Source organism: Alistipes sp. CAG:268 (genome assembly GCA_000434235.1).
Taxonomy (GTDB): Bacteria; Bacteroidota; Bacteroidia; order Bacteroidales; family Rikenellaceae; genus Alistipes; species Alistipes avistercoris.
This window is the reverse complement of sequence record FR892003.1, coordinates 29,091-35,863: the sequence shown is the minus strand read 5'-3', so window position 1 is coordinate 35,863 and position 6,773 is coordinate 29,091. Positions and strand designations below refer to the sequence as shown.

Annotated in this window: 9 protein-coding genes and 1 pseudogene; all 10 read left to right on the top strand. The window is 66.0% G+C overall.

From position 1 onward, the window contains the following. Window positions 1–609: pseudogene (locus tag QZL63_RS06340) on the top strand (hypothetical protein); the annotation flags it as partial. Beyond that, window positions 596–886, top strand: a complete 291-nt coding sequence (locus QZL63_RS06335; protein WP_290586289.1) for a phosphopantetheine-binding protein — start codon at window positions 596–598, stop codon at window positions 884–886. The pseudogene QZL63_RS06340 and the gene QZL63_RS06335, both read left to right, overlap by 14 nt. An 8-nt stretch (window positions 887–894) precedes the next feature. Continuing rightward, window positions 895–2,097 (top strand): beta-ketoacyl-[acyl-carrier-protein] synthase family protein, encoded by a 1,203-nt coding sequence (locus QZL63_RS06330; RefSeq protein ID WP_022308489.1) that lies wholly within the window; start codon window positions 895–897, stop codon window positions 2,095–2,097. Further along, window positions 2,094–3,131 carry a beta-ketoacyl synthase chain length factor gene (locus tag QZL63_RS06325; RefSeq protein ID WP_022308488.1) on the top strand — a complete coding sequence of 346 codons (1,038 nt, stop codon included), beginning with the start codon at window positions 2,094–2,096 and terminating at the stop codon, window positions 3,129–3,131. Before QZL63_RS06330 ends, QZL63_RS06325 begins: the two co-directional genes overlap by 4 nt. Then, entirely contained in the window at window positions 3,119–3,472 is a 354-nt protein-coding gene (locus tag QZL63_RS06320) for an EamA family transporter (protein WP_022308487.1), read from the top strand. The genes QZL63_RS06325 and QZL63_RS06320 overlap by 13 nt, the downstream gene beginning before the upstream one ends. Before the next feature lie 3 nt (window positions 3,473–3,475). Then, the gene (locus QZL63_RS06315; protein WP_022308486.1) at window positions 3,476–4,111 is read left to right on the top strand and encodes an outer membrane lipoprotein carrier protein LolA; all 636 of its coding nucleotides are present in this window, start codon (window positions 3,476–3,478) and stop codon (window positions 4,109–4,111) included. After that, complete coding sequence (locus QZL63_RS06310) at window positions 4,074–4,559, top strand: hypothetical protein (RefSeq protein ID WP_022308485.1); 486 nt, start codon at window positions 4,074–4,076, stop codon at window positions 4,557–4,559. The genes QZL63_RS06315 and QZL63_RS06310 overlap by 38 nt, the downstream gene beginning before the upstream one ends. Further along, window positions 4,556–4,936, top strand: coding sequence for a hypothetical protein (locus QZL63_RS06305; RefSeq protein WP_022308484.1), 381 nt, complete (start codon window positions 4,556–4,558; stop codon window positions 4,934–4,936). The genes QZL63_RS06310 and QZL63_RS06305 overlap by 4 nt, the downstream gene beginning before the upstream one ends. 7 nt (window positions 4,937–4,943) lie before the next feature. Beyond that, window positions 4,944–5,672, top strand: a complete 729-nt coding sequence (locus QZL63_RS06300; RefSeq protein WP_022308483.1) for a glycosyltransferase family 2 protein — start codon at window positions 4,944–4,946, stop codon at window positions 5,670–5,672. Next, on the top strand, window positions 5,669–6,773 hold a 1,105-nt coding region (locus QZL63_RS06295; protein ID WP_290586252.1), incomplete at its 3' end, for a lysophospholipid acyltransferase family protein. The genes QZL63_RS06300 and QZL63_RS06295, both read left to right, overlap by 4 nt.

Genomic DNA, 6,773 nt, shown 5'->3' with positions numbered 1-6,773 from the left:
GGAAGATGGATCCGGCTGACGCCCGCCGGGGCGGTGCGCGACGGAGAGCCCGTAAGGCTGGAGCCTTCGGACGACCCGCTGCTCGTGGCCCTCTACCGCAGGTATGCGGGCGGTTATCCGAAGTTTTTCAAGATGGACCCGCTCTGCCGCCTGGGATTCGTCGCCTCGGAGCTGCTGCTCGACAGCGAAGCGGAGCGTTTCACCCCGCGCGAGGACCGCGCCGTGGTGCTCTTCACCCGCAGCGGTTCGTTCGCCAGCGACAGCCGCTACCAGCAGACGATCGCCGACCCGGCGGACTACTACCCCAGCCCGGCGGTCTTTGTCTATACGCTGGCCAACATCGTGACCGGAGAGATCGCCATCAGGAACAGGTACCTCGGCGAAACCTCGTGCTACCTGCTCGACGGGGATCCGGTTCCGCAGATGGTCGCCACGGTCGGCGAGGCGTTCCTCGATCCGGAAACGCGGTCGGTGCTCTGCGGCTGGGTCGAGCACCCCGGCGGCGGGGAGGCGGCGGCCACACTCTTCCTGGTCGGCTGCGAGGAGGTGCCCGGAGGAACTGCATGGACGGAAGAGTCGGTGAGGGAAATTATGGATATTCAACGATAAACACGAGTTATTTGAAGATATGGAAGAACTGATTTACGAACTCAAGAATGCTATTATCGAGGCCCTGAACCTCGAGGAGGTCAAACCCGAGGAGATCGACAACGACGCTCCGCTGTTCGGCGACGGTCTGGGACTGGATTCGATCGACGCCCTGGAGCTGATCGTCCTGATGGAGAAGAGGTACGGCATCAAGCTGAAGGACCCCTCCGTCGGCCGCGAGATCTTCCGGAGCATCAATGTCATGGCCCGGTATATCGCCGAGAACCGCACGAAATAGGCACTGCGATGAAGGAGCCGATATGGATCACGGGAGCCGGAATCGTCTCGGCCGTCGGATGCAACAAGCGCGAGGTGCTCGAGTCGCTCGTCGCCGGGCGTTCGGGCATCGGGCCGATGCGCTACCTGCGGAGCGTACATACCGAGTTTCCCGTGGGCGAGGTGCCGATGAGCGACGAAGAGCTGTGTGCGGCGCTGGGCATCGATGCCTCGACGCCGACCATCCGCACGGCCCTGCTGGGCATGCTGGCCCTCGGTGAGGCGCTCGACGAGGCCGGTTTGTCCGGCGGAGAACTGCCCGGCGCGGCTTTCATCTCGGGAACGACCGTCGGCGGCATGGACCGCAGCGAGTGCTACTACCCCGATTTCCTGGCCAACGACTCGCGCAACGAATACATCGCCATGCACGACTGCGGAGCCTCGACGGAACTGATTGCCGACCGCTTCGGCCGCTTCGGGTTCGTGTCCACCCCATCGACGGCCTGCTCTTCGGCGATGAACGCCATTCTGGTCGGCGCCAACCTGATCCGCAGCGGGGCGTTCGACATCGTGGTGGCCGGGGGCAGCGAGTGCCTCACGCGCTTCCACCTGAACGGGTTCAACGCGCTGATGATCCTCGACACGCAGCCCTGCCGGCCATTCGACGCCACGCGCGCCGGCCTGAACCTCGGCGAGGGCGCCGCCTACGTGGTGCTCGAGCGGGCCGCTTCGGCCCGGAGGCGCGGCGTGCGTGCGCTGGCGACGCTCGACGGCGTGGCGAACACCTGCGACGCCTTCCACCAGACGGCCTCTTCGGCCGACGGCGAAGGGGCCTTCCGGGCCATGCGCGGGGCGCTGGCCGATGCGGGGCTCGACCCCTCGGCGGTGGACTACATCAATGCCCACGGAACCGGAACACCCAACAACGATGCCAGTGAGAGTGCCGCCATGCTGCGGCTCTTCGGCGACCGTGTGCCGCCCGTCTCCTCGACCAAGGCCTTCACCGGACATACGACCAGCGCGTCGGGCGCCATCGAGACGGTCATCTGCCTCCTGGCTCTCCGGCACGGGTTCCTCCCGGTCAATCTCAACTGGCAGCACCCGATGGACAACGGCATCGTCCCGGTTCGGGAGAGCCGGCCGCCGCGTGAGATCCGCCACGTGTTGTGCAACTCGTTCGGATTCGGCGGCAACGACTCCTCGCTGCTCCTTTCGAAATGGCAAGAACGATGAAACGAATCTACATACGCGACGCCGAGCAGATTTCGCTCCAGCAACCGCTCAGCGAAGAGTGGATGTCGGCCCCCGTGTACTGCCGCGAGCCCTATGCGCGGGTCGTCGATCCCGACTTCCGCCTATGGCTCTCGCCGGCCGAGAGCCGCCGGCTGGGCAGGATCCTCAAGCGGGCACTGGTCATCGGCCGCGTGATCGCCGACAAGACGGGCATCGGGACCCCCGACGCCATCCTCGTCGGCACGGGGCTGGGTTGCATGGAGAATACGGAGCGCATCCTCGAGCCGCTGTGCCGCGACGGCGAGCAGATGCTGAGCCCCACGCACTTCATGCAATCGACGCACAACACCATTGCCGCGCTGCTCGCCATCCACTCCGGGGCGCACGGATACAACATCACCTACTCGCACAAGGATCTCTCGTTCGACCTGGCCCTGCAGGATGCCTGCATGCAGTTCCGCGCGGGGGCTCTCCGCACGGCGCTGGTCGGCGGGTTCGACGAGCTGACCCCCTCCTATTACACCCTGCTCCGGCGGATCGGCTGCCTCGGGGCGGAGGGACAGGCGCCGGGTTCGGAGGCGGCCGTGTCGCTGCTGCTCACGGACGACGGCCGCGATGCGCTGTGCGAGGTGGCCGCCATGCGCATCCGCTACCGGCCGACCGACGACGACCTGTCCGAACTGCTCTCGGAGGCGCTTGCCGAGGCGGGCATTGCACCGGAGGGGCTTGCGGGAATCCTGACGGGAGCGGACGGCAATCCGGCGAACGATCGTTTCTACGAGACCTTCGTTTCGCGGCTGCTGCCCGGCGTACCTGCGCTCCGCTACCGGCACCTGTTCGGCACCGGGTACTCGGCCTCGGCCTACGGCGTCTATGCGGCGGCGCACTGTCTCGGCCGGGGCTTCATCCCGCCCGCGCTCCGCTGCGGTGCCGCGCCGCTCGGCGACGGCCGCCCGCAGGCCCTTGCGGTGCTCAACCAGCGCGGGGGCAAACATTACTCACTCGTTATCCTGCGCGCCCTATGTGGAGACTGATCCTGTTGGCCCTCGGGCAGTCGGCCCTGATGGTGGCCTGCCAGCTGCTGCAGAAGATCGCGCTCAACCGTGCCGGCGACTTCGCATGGAACTGGGGCTGGTTCTGCCGCTTCTTCGCCAATTTTTACATGATCGGCAGCGGGCTGTGCTTCGCGGCCACGGCCTTCTGCTGGCTCTACATGCTCAAGCGCTACCCGTTCAGCATGGTCTACCCGATGCTGAGCCTGGCCTACGTCATGGGCATGCTGGCCGCCGTCGTCTTCTTCCACGAACAGATTCCGCTGACGCGCTGGATCGGCATCGCCCTGATCATGGCCGGATGCGTATTAATTGCCAAATAAACCATGAAAACCGCAGTTACGATCCTCTTCCTGCTCCTCGCGGGCCTCGGAAACCTCCCGGCGCAGACCCCGCACGACCCGGCGGAGGCGGAGCTCATCGCCGCCATCGACCGGAGCGCCTCGGCGATAAGGAGCCTGCAGTGCGACTTCACCCAGACCAAGGAGCTCTCGCTCCTGCAGGACAAGATGGTGTCGCGTGGGGTGATGTACTACCGCCAGGAGGGAGGGAAACTCCACTGGGAGTACCTCTCGCCCTATACCTATACGTTCGTGCTGAACGGCGACCGGGTGATGATGCGTTCGTCCGGCCATACCGACGTGGTCGAGACCTCGGGCAACAGGATGTTCCGGCAGATCGCACGGATCATGATGCATTCGCTGACGGGCCGGTGCCTCACGCAGGAGGCGGAGTTCGACACGCAGGTCCGTGCGGAAGACGGACGTTGGATCGCCACGCTGAAGCCAGTCCGGCGCGAGATGCGGCAGTTCTTCACCGAGGTGAGGCTCTGCTTCGACCCCGGACGGAAACTGGTCACCCGCGTGGAACTGCTCGAGGAGAGCGGCGACCGCACGGTGATCGAACTGAAAAACATACGGACCGATGTGGACATCGACGAAAAGTATTTTGCTGTCGATTAGCCTGCTGCTGGCCGTCGGTTCGGCTGCGGCCTCACCGCGGGAGGACTTCTTTCCGGACGGCGAGGGCGAGCGCCGCGAGTATGCCGTGGCGCTGGGTTTCGGAGAGGCCCGTCTCTCGGGTGTCTGCGTCGTGAAGTGCATGGAGGGGGCGGTTGTCGGCTCGCTGCTCAACGAGTTCGGCATCCGCGCTTTCGACTTCCGCTACGACCCGAAGCGCGGCCGCGTGAGGCTCTCGAACCTGACGGCCTTCCTCGACCGGTGGTATATCCGCCGGACGTTGCGGCGCGACCTGGCGCTGCTGCTGCAGTGCGGCGCTGTCTCCGGGGAGCGGGTCGTGTGCGGCTGCAGCATCCGCCTTTGCGAGGACGGATCGCTGGAACTCAACCATATGCGACGGGCGTTGAGCTACCGCTTCACCCCGTTGGACCCAAACAGGGACGAACGATGAAACTACTGAACGGCTTTTTCTTTGTCGAAGCGGCGACGACGGACGACGAGGGTACCTGCTACCGCCTCCGTCTTGACCCGCAGCATGTGATCTTCCGGGCCCACTTCCCCGGCAACCCCATCACGCCGGGCGTCTGCATCGTCCAGCTGGTCACCGAACTGCTCGAATGGATGACCGGCCGGCGGCTCGAGCTGCGGCGGGTGGTCAATGTCAAGTTCCTCCATGTCCTCTCGCCGGCCGAGCGCACCTCCGTGCAGGTGCTCTTCCGCAGCGTGGACTTCGACGGTGCGCAGTGCCGCGTCAAGGCCGTGCTGAAGGACGGCGGGCTGCAGCTCGCCCAACTCTCCCTGATCTGCGACGATGTTACGGAAGAGTGACAGAAGCATGCCCGGGCCGCGTTTCTGCGCCGTCATCCCGACATACAACAATGCCGGGACGCTCCTCGACGTCGTTGTGCGCATGCACCGGCAGCTGCCCGATATCATCGTGGTGAACGACGGTTCGACCGATGCGACGGCCGCGTGCCTCGCCTCGTCGCCGGTGCCTGTTACGGTCGTCGCCCTTGCGCGGAACCGCGGCAAGGGATATGCCCTGCGCGAAGGCTTCCGCAAGGCCCGGGCGTGCGGCTTCACCCATGCGGTGACGATCGACGCCGACGGACAGCACTACCCCGAGGACATCCCGGCCCTCGTCGCCGCCTCGCGCCGCAACCCGGCGGCCCTGATCGTCGGCAGCCGTCCGTTCGACCACGAGAACATGCCTCGCGGAAACACCTTCGCCAACCGTTTCTCGAACTTCTGGTTCCGCCTGCAGACGGGCATCGACCTGCCCGACACGCAGACCGGGCTGCGCATCTACCCTCTCTCCGGCATCCGGGGCGAGCGCTGGCTGACGGCCCGCTACGAGGCGGAGCTCGAGCTGCTCGTGGCTTCGGCCTGGGCCGGTGTTCCGTTGTGCCCGGTGACGGTCCGGGTGAGTTATCCCGAGGACCGCGTAACGCATTTCCGCCCGGTGATGGACTTCGTGCGCATCTCGCTGCTCAACACCGTGCTGTGCCTGCTGGCCGCCGTATATGGCTGGCCCCGTACCCTTTTCCGAAAACTGCTGCGATGAGTGCCGCCATACATACCTCCCGAACCGTGCCCGTCACGGTGCCAAGGATCGCCCGCTCGCTCTACTCGATCCTCTTCCTGTGTGTCAGCATGTTTCTGCTGGTGCTGCCCGCGACGTTCCTCTACTTCCGTATCGGGGGTGCGACCGAGCGCAAGCGCCGCCGCCTGCACCGCTTCATCTGCCGCGCCTCGCGCTTCATCGTCCGGCGTGTGCCGGGTACGTGCTTCACGCTCGACAACTCTGTCGGCGAGCGGTTCGACAAACCCGCAGTCATCATCAGCAACCACCAGTCGCACCTCGACCTGATGTGCATCCTGATGCTGACCCCGAACCTCGTCGTGCTGACCAACGACTGGGTCCACCGCAACCCGATCTACGGACTGGTGATCCGCTATGCGGAGTTCTACGCCGTGTCGGACGGCATCGAGGCCAATCTCGGCCGGCTGGCCGACCTGGTCCGCCGCGGCTATTCGATCGTCGTCTTCCCCGAGGGGACGCGCTCGCCCGACTGCCGGATCGGACGCTTCCACCGCGGGGCCTTCTACCTGGCCGAGCAACTGCACCTCGACCTGCTGCCGATCTACCTGCACGGTGTCGGCCACGTGCTGCCCAAGCGCGATTTCATGCTCCGCCGCGGGTCGATGCATGCCGAGGTCGGCCGGCGGATCACCCCCGACGACCTCCGTTACGGCGCCGACTACAAGGCCCGCACCTCGGCCATCCGCCGCCACTACGTCGCCCATTACGCCGCCCTTTGCGCCCGGCGCGAGACGGCCGACTACTATGCGTGGTACGTGTGCGAGAAGTACCGTACGGCGGGCCGGCGGGCGTACCGGGCCTGCTGCCGCCTGCTGCGGCGCAACGGCAACTTCAGGGAGGCTGTCGGCGCGATGCCCGAAGCGGCCTCCGTTCGGATCGACAACGCCTCGACGGGCGAGTTCGCCCTGCTCTGCGCGCTGGTCCGACCGCAATGCGAGATCCATGCCGTGGAGTGCGACCCGAAACGCCGGGCCGTGGCTGCCCGGGCGCTCTCGCTGCCCGAAAACCTCCACCTGCATGCCTGCGCGGCGGATGTCCCGCCCGATGCACTCCCCTACCGGC